Raw genomic sequence first — 17,912 nt, forward strand, 5'->3', positions numbered from 1 at the left:
CGGGACCTATGCACCACAGGGCGGTCAGACCTCGCTCGCCCGCAGCTTTGCGTACTTCGCCTTGATCGCCCGGTTCCTGTTGACCGGGTTCTGGGCCTCGTCGGGTTCGACCCGGCTCTCGATGGCGATCTTGTTGATCGTGGCCAGCATGCGGACGAGATGCGCGATCCGGGCCTCCAGCCGGTCCACGGGCTGCTGCGTGCCGACGGCCAGGGCGAGCGTGCGGTCCACCCAGAGCGCCTCGGCGTGCAGGCCCGCTTCGTGTAGCACGCCGTGCAGCCGCCGCGCCAGCTCGCGGGGCTCGAGGTCCAGCCAGCCGGCGAGGGTGCGGGCGTCGAGCGGGAAGAGCCGGTCGCGGTCGCGCAGGTAGACGAGCTCGAGGGCGTAGGCGTGGCCGAAGGCGCAGTAGGTGCAGCTGTTGTGCAGTGAGATGGCGACGCAGGTCAGGTGGAAGCGCACCGGCCCCAGTACCCGCAGTGTCACCAGGTACCGCGGAAAGTTCGAGGCGAACCAGCCCAGGGCCCGAAGCGGGCCCATCCGGTGGACGATGTGGGGGATCATCCGGGGTGAGAAGCCCCAGAGCGCGCGGCACATCGTCCAGATCGCCCTGGTAGTGAGCCGTTCGAGCGTGCTCTGTGCCATCCCGCGCCCTTCACTGTGTGTCACTGGAAGATTACAGTCCAGCTCGGGCCAAAGTTAGGGCACCACGCTTGAATCGCTCCAAACCGCGCAGCGGTTACTCCATACGCGCCATCGGCAGGGCACTGGGTGCGAACTGGGCTCGTCACAAACGTTGTGACATGCGCCTGAGTCGCGCGCGTCGCCCTCCCTGAAGCTCACGGTTCGGCACGCTGGAGGTGCCAGGGTTGGGCGTCGCTCTGCGGTATCCGCGATCCAGGCACGAACGGAGGGTGTGATGGCGACCAGCGAGCGACCCCCGCGACCTGCCGTGCGCCCCGCCCCGGTTCGGCCGGCCGGGGCCGCGTCCCCGATGCGCCGCGCGCGCACCAACAGGCTCGACGACGTGACGCATGCCGTGCCGCGGTCCCTTCGGGTCGGCGCCGCGCTGGGATGGCGGCTGCTCGTGGTGGCCGCCGCGCTGTACGTCATCGGGATGGCCGTCGGGTTCCTCGCCGAGATCGTGATCCCGATCGCGATCGCGCTTCTGCTCGCCGCGCTTCTTGCGCCCGCGGTCCGTTGGCTGCATGCGCGAGGGGTGCCGCGGGGGTTGGCGGCGGCGCTGGTGATGGTGGGTGGCCTCGCCGCGATCGGCGGCTTGTTGTCGTTCGTGGTCATGACGTTCATCTGGGGCGCGCCTGCGCTCGGCGCTGAGCTGACCACCAGCATCGACGCTGTCATCACCTGGCTGACCAACGGCCCGCTGCACCTGAGCGAGCAGCAGTTGCGCAACATCCAGGACGGGGTGCTCGCGGCGCTCTCGGCCAACCAGCAGAACCTCACGACGGGCGCGATCACGACGGCGACCACGATCGGCAAGCTCGTCGCCGAGATCCTGCTGACGGTCTTCACGCTCGTCTTCTTCCTGACGGGCGGCCTGCAGATCTGGCAGTTCCTGCTGCGTGGGGTGCCATCGGGCGTCCGCACCCGGGTGGACGTCGCCGGACGACGCGGGCTCGCGGCGCTGGTGAGCTACGCCCGGGCGACGATGGTCGTAGCCGTCGTGGATGCGGTCGTGGTCGGGATCGGGCTGGCCGTGCTCGGCGTTCCGCTGGCCGTTCCGCTGGCCGCGCTGGTGTTCCTCGGCGCGTTCATCCCGATCATCGGGGCCGTCGTCGCGGGTGCCGTCGCCGTGCTGATCGCGCTCGTGGCCAACGGGCCGATATCGGCGCTGATCGTGGTGGCGATTCTCATCGGGGTGGCGCAGCTGGAGGGCCACATCCTGCAGCCACTCCTGCTCGGCCGCGCGGTGAAGCTGCACCCGCTGGCCGTGGCGATCGCGATCGCCACGGGCCTGGTGCTGGCGGGCATCCCGGGTGCACTGCTCGCCGTGCCGCTGCTGGCGGTTGTGAACTCCGGGATCCGGTCGCTGCGCAGTGAGGCCGACGAGTTCGTCGACCCGGACGACGTGCGCACCAGCGAACCCGAGGACAGCGGCCCCGACGAGCCGGGGCTGAGCCGGGAGCCCGGCCTCACGAAGGACCTAGGAGCGTCCTGAACAACTCGGCCCTACTGCGCGACGCCCAGGCAGGCACCTCGCGGCGTTGGACGATCGGGCCGATACAACAGCGGTATCGGCCCTCCGCGTCAGCTGACCCGATGCGATGCACCCACCTGGACGCCGCTCGCTACGGGCGGAGTTGTTCAGGACCCTCCTACTCGGCCGACCGCTCCTGAGCTGCCCTGGCCCAGGTCCCCGAGCGGCGAGGGCTGACTGCTCTCTCATCACACGCCCTATGGGCGGCACTGACTTTCGAGTTCGTCGCGATCCCATCAGAGGATCGTTGGATTGCCTCTTGTCGAATCGTTGAACGATCCGTAGGGTGCCTCCCATCACAGCCGCCTCTGAAGGCCTGAGGAGATCTCGATGTCAGCTGCTTCCGTGGAGCGAGGCGCTCGGAAACCGTCGTCAGTGCGTCGTGTCATCATCGCGAGCCTGGTAGGCACGTCGCTCGAGTGGTACGACTTCTTCATCTACGGCACCGCCGCCGCGCTGGTGTTCAACCAGCTGTTTTTCCCGAGTTTCGACCCGCTCGTCGGAACTCTCCTGGCTTTCACGACGTACGCCGTCGGGTTCATCGCGCGCCCGTTGGGCGGGATCGTCTTCGGGCACTACGGCGACAAGGTCGGCCGCAAGAACGTCCTCGTCGCCACGCTGCTGCTGATGGGTATCGCGACGTTCGCGATCGGGCTCCTGCCCACGTACGGCGCCATCGGGGTGTGGGCGCCGATCCTGCTCGTCGCGCTGCGCTTCCTGCAGGGTCTCGGGCTGGGCGGGGAATGGGGCGGCGCCGTCCTGATGACACTCGAGTCCGGCGACCGCACGAAGCGCGGGCTCAACGCCAGCTGGCCGCAGGTGGGGGTGCCGATCGGGCTCCTGCTCGCCAACGGCGTGCTGTCGCTCATGGGTGGGGTCACCGGTGACGACGCGTTCCTGTCCTGGGGCTGGCGAGTGCCGTTCCTGCTCAGCGGCCTCCTGGTGCTCGTCGGTCTCTGGATCCGCTTGACCGTCGCGGAGAGCCCCGCGTTCCAGCAGGTGGAGACGAAGCAGGAGAAGGCCCGCGCGCCGATCGTGGACGTGCTGCGGCTCTACCCGCGCCAGGTGCTGCTCGCCGTCGGTGCCCGGCTCGGTGTGGACGTCGCGTTCTACATCTTCGTCCTGTTCATCACCACCTACGTGGTGACCTACCTCGGCCTGCCGTCGAGCTACGCCCTCAACGCCGTGCTGATCGCCGCGGCGTGCCAGGTCGTGTTCATCCCGTTCTTCGGCTCGCTGTCCGACCGGATCGGGCGCCGCCCCGTGTACCTCGCGGGGGCGATCGGCGCCGCCATCTGGTCGTTCTTGTTCTTCACGCTGCTCGACACCGGCAACTTCGCGCTGATCGTGCTCGCCGCCGTGATCGCGCTCGTGATGCACGCTGCGATGTACGGACCGCAGGCCTCGTTCATCGCCGAGATGTTCCCGACGCAGGTCCGCTACAGCGGCGCCTCGATGGGTTACCAGCTCGCCGGCGTCATCGGCGGTGCGCTCGCGCCGATCATCGCGACCGCTCTGCTCAACAGCTACGACACCTCGCTCGTGGTGTCGATCTACTCCGCGGCTGTCCTCCTGGTCACCGTCGTGTGCGTGCTGATCGCGCGGGAGACGGCGAAGGTGGACCTCGACGCGGAGGACGAGGCGTTCCGGGTCGGCGCCCCCGACACGGGCGTCCGGCGGGAGCTGGTCACCCCAGCCGAGTGACGGCCTGCTCCCGACGGGAGCGGATGCCCGGCGCGACCCCTTACCAGGGGTGCGCCGGGCATTCGTGCTTTCCGGGCCGGCTGCTGAGAGAGACGGGGCACACGTACGCCCCGGCGGGGGTGGCGAGAAGCCACTGCCGGGGCGTGTGTCGTGCGCTGGGAAACGCGGCAGGTTGGGCTATCCGGCGGTCAGCGTCGGGGCCAGGGCGCCGGTGGCGGCCAGGGCGTCCCGGCCGTCGGGAGTGAGGTGCACGGTGACGCGGAGCCCGGGCGCCGGGCGGTCGGCCCGGATGAGGCCGGCGCGCGCCAGCGCGCGGGCGGCGAGGTGGTCGCAGCACGGGATGCCGTCGACGAAGTAGTCGGGCTCGACGCCGCCGCTGCACTGGACGCGCCCGTCGGCCGCGGCGCGCAGCAGGCGGAGGTCGCGGTGGGAGATCGAGTGGGTCGAGCGCTGCACGGCGGCCTCCGGGGTTTCGAGCTCTCCACTCGACGGTAACAAATCGTTCAACAATCCGGCAATGCTCTTGTACTTTTGTCCCCCCATGGGGGCATCCGGAACGGCCACACGTCGTCCACGCGCCAGCCGGGTAGCCGGCGACACCGCGACGTAGGCCAACCCGACGAGCGCGGTGCCGGCCCACGGCCTACGGAGGTCCCGCCAGGAGCGCCGCCGCGCCGCGTCCCGGCGGGCACGGCGACCTCAGGCGAGCGAGCCACGCAGTGCAGCGTTCCTGGCCTTCAACGCCTGGTCCTTCTTGATGGGGTCGTGGGCATCGTCCGGCTCGAGCTTCCCGGCGATTCCCACGCCGTTGAGCAGCGCGAACATGTGGACGAGGTGTTCGATTCGGGCCTCTTGCCGGTCTACCGCGCGCTGCTCACTGCGCACGAGCGCGAGTGTGCGGTCCACCCATAGCACCTCGGCGTGCAGCGCCGCACGCTGGAGGACGTCGCACAGCTGGGCGCGCAGTGCGGGCGGCCGCAGCTCCGTCCACTCGCACATCGTGCGGGCGTCGACGGGGAACACCCGCCCGTGCTGCTTGAGGTAGACGAGCTCCACCGCGTAGGCGTGGCCGAACGAGCAGTACCGGCAGCCGTTGTCGAGCGAGATGACGGTGCAGGCGAGGTGGGTGCGCAGGGGGCCGAGCGCGCGCACGGTTCGTTGGTAGCGAGGCATGTGCCGGGCGAACCAGGTGAGCGCGCCGAAGGACCCGAGCTCGCCGATGACCGCGTCCGTGAGGCGTGGCGGGAATCCCCAGAGCTCGTTCCATAGCGCTTCGATCAGGCCGATGGCCAGTCCGCGGAGGGCGTGCTCAGCCATGCCGCCCTCCCCGCCTGGCTGACCGTGAGTGATGTGAATGTTAACTCGCAGGTGCATCTGAGGGTGAGAAGTTTCAGGGCCGTTTCGACCATAGCCGGTTGCTCTGTTCGTTCTATCGGGGACACGCCGGACGGGGCAGTTATGCATTTCGGTTCCGGCGTCTGCGCAGGTCAAGGGCACAGGTGGGCGACGACAATAAATGCGCCAATCAATGCTGGCATGTGCTCCGGCGGCGGCGCGTATGCCGTCGCCTGTATACGGGCTTCTCGCCGCTCGCCTCGCCACGTATTGCCGCGTCAAAGGCCGATGAGCACGCTCGAGTGCCCGCGCACCTCACCAGTCCGGCTTGTGCCGTTCGGCGATCCGGCTGCACCGATCCAGGAAAGCCCTCGATCGCTCTCTGTGATCGGCAGCTCTGCCTGGTTCAATCGTCCGGGGGTACGAGGAAGTCGGGGGAACATGCCTGCGGCGTGGGCGGTATGGGTCATCGAGGCCGTGGAGAAGTGGGTGACCCTGCAGGGTGACGAGCCCGCCCCCGACGGGTGGCGGTGCGCGGGCCGGGCAGCCCCGGCGCGGGAGCAGGGCTGGCTCGTACTCGACACCCGCGAGCACCCGCTGGAGCCCGACACACTCATCGACCTGTGCCTGGCCGACGAGCCAGGCCCCGAGGCCGGCCTGGCGCACCTCGTCGGCGAGTTCCGCATCGCCCACGGCGTCGTCCTGCTGCGCGAACCGTCCGGCCTGCCGCGCCACAGCCGTTACGTCTGGGTCCGCAGCACCTCGCGGCCGAATCTCCTGGATGCGCTCCGGAAGGGCCTGCGCGCCGTGGAGTCCGCTCCGCTGGCGGAGGCGTTGGCCGCAGGGGCTCTCGCCGGCTCGTCCGACGCGTCCGTCCCCGTGCCTGCCGGGATGGTCGGGGCGCAGGCCGAGGCCTACCGGGCCTGCCACACGCCCGGCGTGCGACTGGTATGGGGCGCGGCCGGCACCGGCAAAACGCACGTCCTCGCCCACGCGGTGCGCGACCTCGTCGCGGCGGGCCGGCGCGTGCTGTTGCTGTCCACCGCCGACGCCGCCGTCGACGCACTGCTCCGCGCGGCCCTCCCCGGGCTGCCGGCCGAGCCCGGCACCGCCGTACGCGTCGGCCCGGCGCACCTCGCCGAGGTGGCAGGCGACTCCCGCGTTCAGCTCGACGCGCTGGCCCGGCGGGCGTCGGCGGACGCCGACAGCCGGCGCGAGCGGGTCGTCCGGCAGCTCGACGAGCTCGCCGCCGTCGACGCCGACGTCGACGACCTGGCGACCCGGCTCGCCGGGTACGACGACGCCGCCTACCGCGCCGCCGCGGGCCGGGTGGCCGCGGCGCGCGAGGCCGCCGAGCTGCAACCGGTTCTGCAGGCGGCCGAGGAGGCGCTGGATCGGGTCCGGGCGGGCGTCGCGGATGTGCTCGCGGAGGCCGACCGCATGGAAGCCGAGCTCACCGGGCTGGCCGCCGCCAGGGCCGCGCTCGCCATGGCCGCCGAACTGGCGGCCGAGCACGAGCAGGCCGACCGGGAGGTCCGGCGGCGTGGCCTCGGATTCGCGACCGTCGACGCGGTGCCCGCGCACGAGGGCGGCTTCCTCGCGCGGCGGCGCCGGCGCAAGGAGGCCGCGCGGGTGGAGGCGGTGCTGCGCGCCGCCGAGGCGCACCGCGACGGCCTCCGAGCGCGGATCGACGAGCACCGCGCGACCGCGAGTCCGGTCACGACGGCCGACCTGGCCGCGGCCGACGAGCGGTGGCGGCGGATCAGCGACGCAGCCGCCGCGGCGCGGGATGAGATCGGCCGGGCCGAGTCCGCCCTCGGCGGGATCGATTCTCGCGTCGCCGCACTGCATTCCCTCGGTGCCCCTACCGACGCCGACCGCGACCTCGTGCGCCGCTGTGAGGAGGAGCAGCTCCCGGAGGCCTACGAGCGGCAGCGGCACCTCCTCGTGCTCCAGTCCGGAGCGGCCGGGCTGCGCCAGCGGCTGGGGGCCGAGCTTCGCGAGCTGACCGAGCGCTCCCGCTCGTTGCGCGCTGCAGCCGAGGAGCAGCTGGTCGGGGACGCGCGGCTCGTCGCCACCACCTTCGCGCGCGCCCGGGTCCATCCTGCGCTCGCCGACGGGGTCTTCGATGTCGTCCTCGTCGACGAGGCGGCGGCCGCCCCTGTGGCCGAGGTGCTGCTCGCGCTCTGCCGGGCGTCGGAGACCGCAGTGCTCTTCGGCGACTTCCGCAGGCCGCGCCCGGCGCTCGCGCCCGCGGTGGAGCGTTCGGACGACGCCGCTCTGCGGCGCTGGGTGCACGGGAACTGCTTCTCCCACGCCGGCGTCCGCTCACCCGACGACGCGATGCGGTTGGAGGGGTGCGTCGCGCTGCTGCACCAGTTCCGCTTCGGGCCGGGGCTGCGCAGGCTCGTCAACGACGTCGGCTACGAGGTGCTGCGGGACGCGACCGACGTCCCCAGGGTCGTGGCTCCGGCCGGCGCGGAGGTCGTGATGGTCGACGTGTCCACGCTGACGCGGCTCGCCGAGGTCCGGCACGGGCGTCGCGGGGGCCGCTGGCGGTTGGCCGGGGCCGTGTTCGCCGCGGCGCTCGCCGAGCTCCACGCGACGGGCGTCGGGATCGTTACGCCGTACCGCCTCCAGATGGAGGCCACGCTCGCCGCGCTGCGCGACCGGGGTCTCGACGAGGTGGCGATCGGCGTCGCGGCCGAGACGCCGGACCGGGTGTTCGACACGGGGGTGCTCGACCTGGTCGACGACGGGCCGGGCTGGGCGCTGCCCGGCGGCAACGCCGCGCGGGACGGGTTGTTCGGCGCTGCCCTCGCAGCCGCCGTGACCAGGCTCTACGTCATTGCCGACGGGCGGGCGGTGCGGGAGGCCAACAGCGGCCCGCTGGTGCATTTGCGCGGCGCCCTCGATCGCGGGGAGATGCGCGTCTGGAACGCCGCGGCGCTGCTGGGAATCGCCGAGCCGCCCGCCGTGGTGGTCGACTCCGCGTTCGCCGACGCCGCGCGGCTCGTGCAGAGCCTCGTGCCGGTGACCGACGTGCACGACGCCGCAGCCTTCGCCGCCGAGCTCGCGCGGCACGTCGAGGGCGCGCAGCACACGGTCTGGATGTGGTCGCCGTGGATGCCACATCGGGCCGAGACGATCACGCCGCTGCTCGCCGCCGCGGCTGCCAGGAACGTCGACGTCCGGGTCTTCGTGCGGCCCGAGGCCGACCGCGGGCAGGGCGCCGACCCGGCCGACGGCGCCCTCGCCGCGCTGGCGGCTGCCGGAGCCACCACCGTCATCCGCTCCGGCCACGAGCACGGCGGTCTCGTGGTGGTGGACGGGCGGACCGTGCTGGTCGGCACCGGGGACGGGCCGTGGGGTGAGGGCATGGTCACGCTGACCGGCCCGCGGTTCGCCGAGCGCCTGCTGGACGAGCTGCACGGGTCGGCAGGCGGCCGGCCGCGGGCCTGTCCGAGCTGCGGAATCGGTATGGAGACGCGCCGAAGCTCCGGGCGCGGGCGCGAGCTGCGGTGGCCGTGCGCCCCGTGCCGCCAGGCGCCGGTGGCCGCCGCAGCGGGTGCCCCAGCGGGTGCCCCAGCGGGTGCCCCAGCGGGTGCCCCGGCGGGTGCCGCGGTGGGTGCAGACTCGGCCCGTGCCCGGCCCCGTCCTGCGTGATGCTGTCCTGCGTGATCCAGGACTCCCCGACCTGTCCGGCAACGTTGCGGTCGTCACCGGCGCCGGCGGCGGGATCGGGTCCGGGATCGCGCTGCGGTTCGCGGCTGCGGGCGCGGCCGTCGTCTGCGTGTTCCTGGCCTCGCCGATGGCCCGATTCGTCTCCGGGCACGATCTTGTCGTCGACGGCGGCATGGCGGCGGTGCCCTCGTGGTGAGCCGGGAGGGGAGCCGGGCCGAGGGTGAACGGGTGGCGGCGCTGCTCGGCCTGGAACCCCTCCCCGACGAGGGCGGGCTGTTCCGGCGCACCCACATCGACCCGCACTCGTCGGCGATCTACTACCTCCTCCTCGCCCCCGACTTCTCCGCGCTGCACCGGCTCGGCGCCACCGAGACCTACCACTGGTACGGGGGCGCGCCGCTGCGGCTGCTCCTGCTGCACCCGGACGGCGGCGTCGCCGAGCCCGTGCTCGGCCCCGACGTCGCCGCGGGGCAGCGGCCGCAGATTGTCGTGCCTGCGGGCACGTGGCAGGGGTCGAGCCCCGGCGGCGAGTGGTCGCTGGTCGGCACCACCACTGCCCCGCCGTTCGACTGGACGCACTTCGAGCTCGGCGAGCGCGCCGACCTGCTCGCCCGCTATCCGGCCGCGGCGGACCGGGTCGCGGAGCTGACGCGCGTCATCGGTGATTCGCCCGGAACAAGCGGTGTAACAGAGGCGTGAGGAGCCTCGATGTGCAGTCGGGGGGTCGAGGGAGGCGCCGGGGCGCCGAGCGGGAGGGCACGCCCGCGCACGCTCCGGCACTTTCGCCTCGCACCTCGACCCACCGCCTCCCCATCCCGTCCCGCCCGGACCGCCAGTCGGCGCGTCCCGGATCGGCGCGCCCCCCGGCGGACTATCGTCGGGCCCGCTCCGCACGATCCGAGGAGGACAGTGGCCAGCGAACCAGGGGCCCAGGCGCCCGCAACCGCCGTAGGGCGCGTCGCCGGCACGGAGGACTCCACGCCGCTGCAGTTCAGCGTGGCGCTCGCCCAGGACGCGTACCTCCAGCTGGACGACGTCGTCGTCACAGCCCGGATCGTCCCGGGCTTCGGGAAGGTGCGGACGTCGGGCGTCGTGACCGAGGTGCGTGCGCGGCACGAGGGAGCGTCGTTCGACTCGGACGTCTTCCTCATCGCCGACGGCGTGCTGCCCGCACACGTCCAGGAGGTCGCCGAGGTGACGACCACCCGCGTCGAGCCGGAGTGCTACGTCCCGCCGACGCCGGGCTCGTTCGCGCACCGCGCCACCGGTGAGGAGCGGGCGCAGGCGCTGTACTTCGACCAGATGGACCTCAAGGTGCCGGTCGGCCTCGGCCGCGACGGCGACCCGATCTACGTCAACCTCGAGTTCCTCGACGGCACCCGCGGTGGTCACGTCTCCATCAGCGGCATCTCCGGCGTCGCCACCAAGACCAGCTTCGCGCTGTTCCTGCTGTACTCGATCTTCCGCAGCGGGGTGCTCGGGCGGCGCTCGGTCAACGCGAAGGCGCTGGTGTTCAGCGTGAAGGGCGAGGACCTGCTGTTCCTCGACCACAGCAACATCCGGCTCGACGAGGACCTCGTCTCCGCCTACGCCACCGTGGGGCTGCCCGCAGGCCCGTTCACGTCGGCCGGGTTCTTCGCCCCGCCCACGCCGGACGACCTCTCCGGCCGCCCGCACGTGACCGGCCGGACCAGCGGCGTGAGCGCGTTCTGGTGGACGCTCGCCGAGTTCTGCGCGGAGGAACTGCTGCCCTACGTCTTCGCCGACGCCGAGGACGAGCGCAACCAGTACACGATGGTGATCCACCAGGTCGCGGCGAAGCTGCGGCGCGAGGCCAACCCGGTCGCCGACGGCGCCGTCGTCATCGGTGGGCAGGTGCTGCGCACCTACGACGACCTCGTCGAGTTCGTCTCCGACCGCCTCACCGACGAGGACGAGCGCCGCGACTGGGCAGGTCCCGTTACCGGCACGGGCACGATCAACGCGTTCCTGCGGCGGATGCGTTCGAGCCTCAAGCCCCTGCGCTCGATCGTCCGCGGCGACCTGCCGGGCTCGCCGACCCGCCGCGTGAGCACCGATGCCCACCAGGTCACCGTGGTCGACCTGCACAACCTCCCCGAGCGCGCCCAGCGGTTCGTCGTCGGGGTGGTGCTGGCGTCGGAGACCGCGAAGAAGGAGGCCGCCGGACCGGGCGGGCTGCTCTTCACGATGATCGACGAGCTGAACAAGTACGCGCCGCGGGAGGGCTCTAGCCCGATCAAGGAGGTGCTGCTCGACATCGCCGAACGCGGCCGGTCCCTCGGCATCATCCTCATCGGCGCCCAGCAGACGGCCAGCGAGGTGGAGCGCCGGATCGTCTCCAACTCCTCGGTGAAGGTGGTGGGCCGGCTCGACCCGGCCGAAGCCGGGCGGCCCGAGTACGGCTTCCTCCCCGCGTCGCAGCGACAACGCGCCACCCTCGCCAAACCCGGCACGATGTTCGTCTCGCAGCCGGAGATCCCGGTGCCACTCGCGGTCGAGTTCCCGTTCCCGGCGTGGGCGACCCGCCTGTCGGAGTCGGCAGGCCCCGCGCCCGCGGCGGAGAACAACGGGAACGGCTCGAACAGTACGGCTCGTCGTGATCCGTTCGCCCGTCTCCCGGCCGCAGCGCCGGATGACGACGACGCGCCGTTCTGACGCGTCCGGCCCCTCAGCCGCGCTCCGGGCACGGCCGCCAGGTGACGCCACCAGGGTCGTAGCAGCGCGGGCCGGTGTATCCGGGATACGGGTTGCCGCCACCGCCGGAACGCGGGGGCGGAGCCGGTTCGGGTGCAGGGGCTGGCGCGGGCTGACGCCGGAGCTCGCCTGCGCGGTCGGCGTCACCGGATCCGCCGGAGCTACCGGACGATCCCGCCTGATTCCGGGCGGCGCGCCGCCGTTCTTCCCCGTCATCATGGCAAGCCGCGTTACACCAGATGGTCGAGCTCCGTTCTCCACGCGAATGGCACCGCCACCGCGGACAACTGCGCGAGACAGCCCGGACTCGGCGGAGCGGCGTCACCTAACACGTGGTGCTCCGTGCCGGGCCACATTCGCCCGATCATCACCCGTTTGCGCTCGTAACGGGGGCGTGGTGCGCCACGAGTGCTACTCCGAACCGAGTAGCCCGCAGGTGGGGGGAGATTGCTGATGAGGTCGGTCTATCGCGTGCTGGCGTACCTCGTGGCGCTCGAAGTCGTCATCCAGGCCGCGGCGGTTGCGTTCGCCGTGTCCGGCCTGACCAACTGGATCGAGAACGGCGGCGTGCTGGACGCCGCCGTGATGCAGAGCGAGACGATCGCGTTCAACGGGGTGATCGGGTTCATCGTGCACGGGCTCAACGGGCAGATCATCGTCCCGCTGATCGCGCTCCTGCTGCTGATCTCGTCATTCTTCGCGAAGATCCCCGGCGGCGTGCTGTGGGCCGGGCTGGTTTTCCTCACCGTCGTCGTCCAGGTGTTCCTCGGCATGTTCGCCGGCGGCATCCCCGAGCTGGGGATCCTGCACGGCATCGGCGCACTCGCGCTGTTCGCGTTCGCCGTGGTCGCGGCGCGGCGCGCCGAGGCGGCGACGAGCGGGCTGGAGCCGCGGGCGTCCCGCGGCACCGCCGACGTCGCGTAGCCGACCGGTGGCAGTACCGACGGGCGCGGCGACGGCACCGTCGCCGCGCCCGCCGCGGAAGAGGGGCGGGCGCAGGCGCACCCTCCTCCCCGTCGTCGCCGCGCTCGCGGTGCTCGGCCCGCTCGGCTGGATGTGGCAGGCGAGCCTCCTGCCCGACTCGTACTCCGTGATGGACATGGGTTACCGCGACGAGGGCCGCAACCAGGGCAGCGGCGCGGTACCGGCGCAGGGCCACGAAGGGCACCATGGCCCGGCTGCCCGGAGCGTGGCCACGCTCACTGAGCCCTCGACGGCGCCGGCCGACGTCCGCGTGGACCTGACCGCCAGGAAGGAGCCGTTCCGGCTCGCGTCGGGTCAGATGGTCGAGGGCTACACGCTCAACGGGTCGTCGCCGGGGCCGGTCATCACCGCCGAGCAGGGGCAGCTCGTCGAGGTGCGGCTCGTCAACGAGTCCGTGCCAGACGGAGTCACCCTGCACTGGCACGGGGTCGACGTGCCGAACGCGGTGGACGGCGTCGCGGGCGTCACGCAGGACGCCGTGCCCGTCGGGGGAGAGCACGTCTACCGCTTCCGCGCGGATCAGCGCGGGTCCTACTGGTATCACTCCCACCAGGTGTCGCACGAGCAGGTGCAGCGCGGGCTGCTCGGCGCGCTGGTGGTCACCCCGCCCGGCGGCCTGCCCGGCACCACCGTGGACGAGCTCGCCCTCGTGCACATCTACGACGGCGTGCGCACGGTCAACGGGCGCCCGGGCGAGACCCGCGTCGACGCCGCACCGGGCACGCGGGTGCGCGTGCGGGTGGTCAACACCGACAACGGCCCGATGCCGGTCTGGGTGTCGGGGGCGGCGTTCCGCGTCGTCGCGGTCGACGGCACCGACGTCCGGGAGCCGGGCGAGGTGCGCGACCTGTCCGTCGAGGTGACGGGCGGCGCGCGGGCGGACCTGGAGGTCGAGGTGCCCGCCGGGCAGGCAGCCCGCGTCGAGTTGGGTGGGGCGGCGCTGCTGCTCGGCCAGGGCGACCCGCCGCGCTCCGTGCGGCCCACGGGGAAGCTGGACATGCTGACCTATGGCACGCCTGCCGCGCTGGGCTTCGACCCCTCGGCGGCCGACCGGTCGTTCGAGTACGTGATCGGGCGGGCTCCCGGCTTCCTCGACGGGTGGCCCGGCCTCTGGTGGACGGTCAACGGCCACATGTACCCCGACGTCCCGATGTTCGTCGTCGCAGACGGCGACGTCGTGCGCATGCGCGTGGAGAACCGCAGCGGCGAGTCGCATCCGATGCATCTGCACGGCCACCATGCCGTCGTCCTCGCCCGCGACGGGGTGCCCGCCACCGGGAGCCCGTGGTGGGTCGACTCGCTCGAGGTCGGCGACGGCGAGTCGTACGACATCGCGTTCGTGGCCGACAACCCGGGCATCTGGATGGATCACTGCCACAACCTGCCCCACGCGGCGGAAGGGCTGGTGGCGCACCTGATGTACGAGGGTGTGACGGTGCCGTACCGGGTGGGCGGGGTGAACGAACCGGAGTGATCTCCCGGCCCCGGCGTGTGGCCGCATCCCGAGCCGGGTTCCGTGTGACAATCTCCGGCGGAGAGAGCGAGGTGCGCGTGACCGCCCTTCCCCAGCCGCCGGGCCACCTGCTGAGCATCGAGGAGTACTCGGCGCTCGGTGAGGACGAGCACGGCCGTTACGAGCTGCAGGAGGGCAGGCTCCTCGTGTCTCCGAGCCCGTCGATGGACCACATGATCGTCATCGCCCGGCTCGTCGTGCAGTTGGACGGCCAGCTGCCCCGTGGTCTCCAGGTGGTGCCGGACGTCGATGTGGACCTGCAGCTCGCGCCTCCTGACCAGCCGGGCTGGTCCCGGCGACCGGACTTGCTGATCGTGACCGACGCCGCAGCGGAGCGGGTGCGCAGCGAGGGTGGCCTCGCGCGCGCGTCGGAGGTGCTCGTCGCCGTCGAGGTGGTCTCGCCGGGGTCGAAGCGCACCGATCATGTGATCAAGCGCGGCGAGTACGCCGACGCCGGGATCCCGCGGTACTGGATCGTGGATCTCGACGACCCGTTCACCCTCATCGACTGCCAGCTGGCAGGCGGCCTGGGCTACCAGGACGCCGGGGCCACAGCGGGCACGTTCGCCACGGAGGTCACCGACGCTTCGGGGGCCGTCCGGTTTTCGGTGCGGCTGGATCTCGACCGGCTGCTGCGCCGCTGAGGGCTCCGTCTCCGGCGCGCGTCCCCGGGTTGACGGAGGTGCGGCCTACCATCTCCGTTCGATGCGACTCCTCCACACGTCCGACTGGCACGTCGGCAAGACGTTGAAGGGCCGTTCGCGGCTGGACGAGCAGGAGCAGGTGCTCCGCGAGATCGTCGGGATCGCCCGCGAGCACGAGGTGGACGCCGTACTGGTCGCAGGCGACCTCTACGACTCCGCGGCGCCCTCGGCGCAGGCCCAGCAGCTCGTGGTGCGCACGTTGATGGGGCTCGCCCGCGACGCCGAGGTGATCGCGATCGCCGGCAACCACGACCACCCCGCGATGCTCGACGCGTACCGCCCGCTGGCCGGTGCCGCGGGCATCACGCTGGTGGGCACGGTGCGCACGGCCGACCGGGGCGGGGTCGTGGAGTTCACCGCGCGGTCCACGGGGGAGCGGGCCACCGTGTCCGTGCTGCCGTTCCTGTCGCAGCGCTACGCCGTGCGAGCGGCGGAGCTGGTGGCCAACACGCCTGCCGAGAACACCGGCGCCTACGACCAGCAACTGCGCGACATCCTCGGCTCCCTGACCGCGGGCTTCTCCGACGACGCCGTCAACCTCGTCATGGCCCACCTCACCGTGCTCAACGGGAAGTTCGGCGGCGGCGAGCGCACCGCGCAGTCGATCTTCGAGTACGCCGTGCCCGCCACGATCTTCCCGGTGGAGGCGCACTACGTGGCCCTCGGGCACCTGCACCGCCGCCAGCGCATGGACGCGCCCTGCCCCGTGCACTACTCCGGCGCCCCGCTCGCCATCGACTTCGGCGAGCAGGACAACACCTCGGTGGTCTGCCTCGTCGAGGCGGCGCCGGGCACACCCGCGAAGGTCACCGACATCCCCGTCACGGCCGGGCGGCGGCTGCGGACGCTGCGGGGTTCCGTCGCGGAGCTGGGGGCGCTCGCGGAGACCGTCGGCGAGGACTTCCTGCGCGTCTGGGTGCGGGAGCCGGCCCGCGCCGGGCTCCGTGAGGAGGTGAGTGCCCTGCTGCCGAACGCGCTGGAGGTGCGCATCGATCCGGAGTTCGCCGCGCCCGTCGCGGCCTCGCGGCCGTCGTCGGGGCCGGAGCGCACACCTTCGGAGCTGTTCCGGGAGTACCTCGGCACCCGCAACGTGGCCGATTCGCGGGTCGAGCAGCTGTTCGCCCGGCTGCACGACCGCGTGACGGGGGCGCACTGAGATGCGGCCCGTGCTGCTGGAGATGGCCGGGTTCGGCTCGTTCCGCTTGCCCACCACCGTCGACTTCGCAGGCGCCGAGTACTTCGCGCTGGTCGGGTCGACGGGCGCAGGCAAGTCCACCGTGATCGACGCGCTGACCTTCGCCCTCTACGGCTCCGTGCCGCGCTGGGACAACAGCCGCACCGTCGCGCTCGCCCTGGCGCCGACGGTCAGCCGCGGCACCGTCCGGCTCGTGTTCGACGTGGGTGGCGAGCGCTACGTCGCGGCGCGGGAGCTGCGGCGGGCGGCCACGGGGAGCGTGTCGGTGCGCAGCGCGCGGCTGGAGCGGCTGCGCGACGCGGCCGGGCTCGGCGGGGCCGACGAGGAGACCGAGCCCCTCGCGGACGGGGCGGCGGCGGTCACGAAGGCCGTCGAGGACCTGCTCGGGCTGCCGTTCGGCGACTTCTGCACGTGTGTCGTGCTGCCGCAGGGCGACTTCGCGGAGTTCCTGCACACCGAGCCGCGCAAACGCCAGGAGAAGCTGGTGCGCATCCTCGGGCTCGGTGTCTACGACGTGATCGCGCGCGAAGCCAACAGCGAGGCCGCGGCGCAGCGCCAGCGCGCGGAGGTGCTGTCCGAGCAGCTCGGCGGGTACGCCGACGCCACCGAGGCGGCCGAGCGCGACGCGGCCGCGCGGGTCGCCGAGCTGGATGCCCTCGCCGAGCGGGTCGTCGCAGCCGGTCCCGAGCTGGCCACGGCCACCGCGGACCTCACCGCCGCCGACGCCCTCGCGGACCGCCTGCAGGCCGAGCGGCGGCAGCTCACCACCCTCAGCGTCCCCGGCGGTCTCGCCGACCTTGACGCGCGGCAGCGCGCGGCCGTCACCGACCGGGAGCGGGTCGCCGAGCGGGCCGCGACGGCCGAGGCCGCCGACACCGCCGCCCGGGAACGGCTGGCCGGCGCGCCGAGCCGCGGGCCGCTGGAGCAGGCGCGTCGCGACCACGCCGAGCTGGCGGGCCTCGCCGCCGAGCTGCCCGGCGCCCGCGAGCGTCACGAGAAGGCGAGCGCCGCCTACGCCACCGCCGTCGGCGACGCCGCCGACGCACGCGCCGCGCTCGACGCCGCCAGGGCCGCCCGCGACACGGCTGAGGCCGCGCTCACCGCCGCGCAGGACGCGGTCCGGCGGCTCGCCGGGGAGCGCCAGGCGCTCGTGGCGGTCGCGGTGCCCGCGGGGCTCGACGCGCTCGAGCGGCGCCGGTCTGCAGCCCTCGACGCTCTGGAGACTGCGGGCACCGCCCTCGCCGCCGCCGAGACCCGCGACGCCGAGGCCAGGGCCGCCCTCGCCGCCGCCCCGCAGCGCGGCCCTCTGGAGCAGGCCCGCCGCGACCGCCGCGACCTCGACCTCGCGGTGCGCGAGCACCACGCCGCCGGCGAGCGGGTCACCGCCGCAGCCGGGGAGGTGGCGGCCGCCGCCGCGCGCGTCGCCGACACCCGGCACCGGCTGGAGCACACCCAGGCCGAGCGCTCGGAGGCCGTCCGGGCGGGGGTGGCCGCCACGCTGCGCCCCGCGCTCGTCGCCGGGCACGCCTGCCCCGTCTGCGAGCAGACCGTCGCCACCCTCCCCGCGCCGCTGCCCGGTCCCGACCTCGCCGCCGCCGAACGGGCGGCGGCCGCGGCCGCGCAGGCCCACGACGAAGCCCGCAGCCGCGAGGCCACCGCCACCGCCGAGCACGCCAGGGCCACCGGCGATGCCGAGCGCGCCGCGGCCGCGGTGGAGCGGCTGCAGTCGGCACTCGCCGGTGCACTCCCGGACGCGGGCGCCGCGATCCCGGGCGCCGCCGAGATCGACGCGGCGCTCGCCGCGCTCGACCGGTCGGCGCAGGCCGCCGACGAGGCCGCCGCCGCGGTCCGGCGGGCCCGGCG

General features: G+C 73.0%; 14 protein-coding genes. 11 read left to right on the forward strand and 3 right to left on the reverse strand.

The annotated features are described in order from the left end of the window. Positions 1 to 24 precede the first annotated feature (24 nt). The gene (locus ABD143_RS09835) at positions 25 to 642 is read right to left on the reverse strand and encodes a hypothetical protein (RefSeq protein ID WP_343974583.1); all 618 of its coding nucleotides are present in this window, start codon (positions 640 to 642) and stop codon (positions 25 to 27) included. A 349-nt stretch (positions 643 to 991) separates the two neighbouring features. Between ABD143_RS09835 and ABD143_RS09840 the strand changes: the two genes are divergently transcribed. Together ABD143_RS09840 and ABD143_RS09845 are read left to right on the forward strand one after the other, a co-directional pair. Beyond that, a complete protein-coding gene (locus ABD143_RS09840; RefSeq protein ID WP_343974643.1) occupies positions 992 to 2,176 on the forward strand; it encodes an AI-2E family transporter in 1,185 nt (394 codons plus the stop codon). A 369-nt stretch (positions 2,177 to 2,545) separates the two neighbouring features. Then, positions 2,546 to 3,919, forward strand: coding sequence for an MFS transporter (locus ABD143_RS09845; protein WP_343974586.1), 1,374 nt, complete (start codon positions 2,546 to 2,548; stop codon positions 3,917 to 3,919). A gap of 177 nt (positions 3,920 to 4,096) precedes the next feature. On the opposite strand, the gene ABD143_RS09850 is transcribed toward ABD143_RS09845, so the two are convergent. After that, complete coding sequence (locus ABD143_RS09850; protein WP_343974589.1) at positions 4,097 to 4,375, reverse strand: hypothetical protein; 279 nt, start codon at positions 4,373 to 4,375, stop codon at positions 4,097 to 4,099. A 243-nt stretch (positions 4,376 to 4,618) separates the two neighbouring features. After that, positions 4,619 to 5,236 carry a hypothetical protein gene (locus ABD143_RS09855; RefSeq protein WP_343974592.1) on the reverse strand — a complete coding sequence of 206 codons (618 nt, stop codon included), beginning with the start codon at positions 5,234 to 5,236 and terminating at the stop codon, positions 4,619 to 4,621. Positions 5,237 to 5,695: 459 nt separating this feature from the next. Here ABD143_RS09855 and ABD143_RS09860 point away from each other — a divergent pair, with 459 nt between their 5' ends. From ABD143_RS09860 to ABD143_RS09900, 9 genes are all read left to right on the forward strand, one after another. Continuing rightward, entirely contained in the window at positions 5,696 to 8,920 is a 3,225-nt protein-coding gene (locus ABD143_RS09860) for an AAA domain-containing protein (RefSeq protein WP_343974595.1), read from the forward strand. Further along, positions 8,898 to 9,134, forward strand: coding sequence for a hypothetical protein (locus ABD143_RS09865; protein ID WP_343974597.1), 237 nt, complete (start codon positions 8,898 to 8,900; stop codon positions 9,132 to 9,134). The genes ABD143_RS09860 and ABD143_RS09865 overlap by 23 nt, the downstream gene beginning before the upstream one ends. Then, entirely contained in the window at positions 9,128 to 9,637 is a 510-nt protein-coding gene (locus ABD143_RS09870; protein WP_343974599.1) for a cupin domain-containing protein, read from the forward strand. The genes ABD143_RS09865 and ABD143_RS09870 overlap by 7 nt, the downstream gene beginning before the upstream one ends. Before the next feature lie 210 nt (positions 9,638 to 9,847). Further along, a complete protein-coding gene (locus tag ABD143_RS09875; protein ID WP_343974602.1) occupies positions 9,848 to 11,614 on the forward strand; it encodes an ATP-binding protein in 1,767 nt (588 codons plus the stop codon). A gap of 492 nt (positions 11,615 to 12,106) precedes the next feature. Beyond that, on the forward strand, positions 12,107 to 12,577 hold the full coding sequence (locus tag ABD143_RS09880) for a hypothetical protein (RefSeq protein ID WP_343974605.1): 471 nt from the start codon (positions 12,107 to 12,109) through the stop codon (positions 12,575 to 12,577). A 7-nt stretch (positions 12,578 to 12,584) separates the two neighbouring features. After that, positions 12,585 to 14,111: a multicopper oxidase family protein gene (locus ABD143_RS09885; RefSeq protein WP_343974608.1), complete on the forward strand. Its 1,527-nt coding sequence runs from the start codon at positions 12,585 to 12,587 to the stop codon at positions 14,109 to 14,111. A gap of 77 nt (positions 14,112 to 14,188) precedes the next feature. After that, positions 14,189 to 14,794: a Uma2 family endonuclease gene (locus tag ABD143_RS09890; protein WP_343974611.1), complete on the forward strand. Its 606-nt coding sequence runs from the start codon at positions 14,189 to 14,191 to the stop codon at positions 14,792 to 14,794. Positions 14,795 to 14,855: 61 nt separating this feature from the next. Further along, the gene (locus ABD143_RS09895; protein WP_343974614.1) at positions 14,856 to 16,010 is read left to right on the forward strand and encodes an exonuclease SbcCD subunit D; all 1,155 of its coding nucleotides are present in this window, start codon (positions 14,856 to 14,858) and stop codon (positions 16,008 to 16,010) included. Position 16,011: 1 nt separating this feature from the next. Then, a partial coding sequence (locus ABD143_RS09900; RefSeq protein WP_343974617.1) for an AAA family ATPase occupies positions 16,012 to 17,912 on the forward strand: 1,901 nt, incomplete at its 3' end.

It is taken from the genome of Pseudonocardia aurantiaca, assembly GCF_039526725.1.
GTDB lineage: Bacteria > Actinomycetota > Actinomycetes > Mycobacteriales > Pseudonocardiaceae > Pseudonocardia > Pseudonocardia aurantiaca.

Excerpts from the sequence above, each read along its gene's own strand:
- ABD143_RS09835 (WP_343974583.1), bottom strand. The coding sequence starts at position 642 with ATGGCACAGAGCACGCTCGAACGGCTCACTACCAGGGCGATCTGGACG.
- ABD143_RS09840 (WP_343974643.1), top strand. The coding sequence starts at position 992 with ATGCGCCGCGCGCGCACCAACAGGCTCGACGACGTGACGCATGCCGTG.
- ABD143_RS09845 (WP_343974586.1), top strand. The coding sequence starts at position 2,546 with ATGTCAGCTGCTTCCGTGGAGCGAGGCGCTCGGAAACCGTCGTCAGTG.
- ABD143_RS09855 (WP_343974592.1), bottom strand. The coding sequence starts at position 5,236 with ATGGCTGAGCACGCCCTCCGCGGACTGGCCATCGGCCTGATCGAAGCG.
- ABD143_RS09860 (WP_343974595.1), top strand. The coding sequence starts at position 5,696 with ATGCCTGCGGCGTGGGCGGTATGGGTCATCGAGGCCGTGGAGAAGTGG.
- ABD143_RS09880 (WP_343974605.1), top strand. The coding sequence starts at position 12,107 with ATGAGGTCGGTCTATCGCGTGCTGGCGTACCTCGTGGCGCTCGAAGTC.
- ABD143_RS09895 (WP_343974614.1), top strand. The coding sequence starts at position 14,856 with ATGCGACTCCTCCACACGTCCGACTGGCACGTCGGCAAGACGTTGAAG.